The sequence below is a fragment of the Pseudoflavonifractor sp. An184 genome, assembly GCF_002160305.1.
In the GTDB taxonomy this organism is placed as follows: domain Bacteria; phylum Bacillota; class Clostridia; order Oscillospirales; family Oscillospiraceae; genus Lawsonibacter; species Lawsonibacter pullicola.
Genome location: NZ_NFKI01000144.1, coordinates 1 through 966, shown reverse-complemented (window position 1 = coordinate 966; position 966 = coordinate 1). Strand labels below are relative to the sequence as shown.

Annotated in this window: 2 protein-coding genes; both read right to left on the bottom strand. The window is 57.2% G+C overall.

Annotation, left to right across the window (positions count from 1 at the left end; genetic code table 11):
* Positions 1–440 (bottom strand): relaxase/mobilization nuclease domain-containing protein (locus tag B5F19_RS16850; protein ID WP_162612611.1); only part of this gene is annotated, 440 nt, incomplete at its 3' end.
* On the bottom strand, positions 412–810 hold the full coding sequence (mobC, locus tag B5F19_RS16845) for a plasmid mobilization relaxosome protein MobC (RefSeq protein WP_087292925.1): 399 nt from the start codon (positions 808–810) through the stop codon (positions 412–414). The genes mobC and B5F19_RS16850, both read right to left, overlap by 29 nt.
* Between the last annotated feature and the right edge of the window lie 156 nt (positions 811–966).

Sequence of the window (966 nt, the reverse complement as noted above, 5' to 3'; positions counted from 1 at the left end):
TCCTCAATCCGCAGGCTGTTAATGACGATATGCACATGAATGTTGCCGCTGTGGTTATGCCCGTCCGGGTGGGTGCATACAAGGGCTTGGTGGCCGGGGAAATGCTCGGTGCAAAACTTCTCGCCCAATTCCTGCGCCCGGTCTACGGTCAAGCCATTGTCCGGGCCGTCCCGTGGGTCAAAGCTGATGATATAGTGGTGGCCTTTCACATCTTCCCGCCGCTGGTTCTTCCCATAGCGGAGATTTGCCCGCATACAGGCAACGGCAAAATCCTCGCCGCCGCAGTTCAGCGTTGACAGCCGGTAGTCCTCGCGGGGGATAAGCCTGCCGTTTTCATCAAGGACGGGCTTCATGGTAAACTCGTCATGCTCAAAAAGTAGGTATTGCTCGGCGGCTCCATAGTCGGCGTTTTTAGAGTTGATATGCTTGAGTGTTGCCAACCGCGTCACCTACTTTCTGTAAGACTTCATACTTGAGGGCGGCAAGGTCGGCTATGGCGGTGCGTACCTCGCCGGACAGCGCATTGTAGGGTGCGCCGTACTCGTTCAGATACCGGGCTATCTGGTTGAGGTTGCCGCCGATTCTGCCGTACTCGGCGGACAGCTTTCCAACAGCGGAGAGCAGTTCATCATTGACCGCCGACACATGGATAACGGGGCGTATGGTCGCCCGCCGTATCGCCTGCCGGAGAAATTCCGACTGGCTGATACCATAGGGCGCAAGCCGCGCTGTGAAGTCGGCGTATTCATCTTCGGACAGCCGGGTTTTCACAACGCGGCTGCGGTGGGGTGTGTTGTATTTCTTTCGCATGGTCGTGACCTCCTTTCTTGCCGCATGAGCGCGGCGGGGATAAGCGGCGCAAGCCGCAAAGCAGGGTTTGGGGAAGGCACTCCCCAACAAGTTTCCCGCGAGGGGCAAAACCGCAGAATTGCGGATTTTGGCACCGTGGTAGAAACTTGCTCTAAG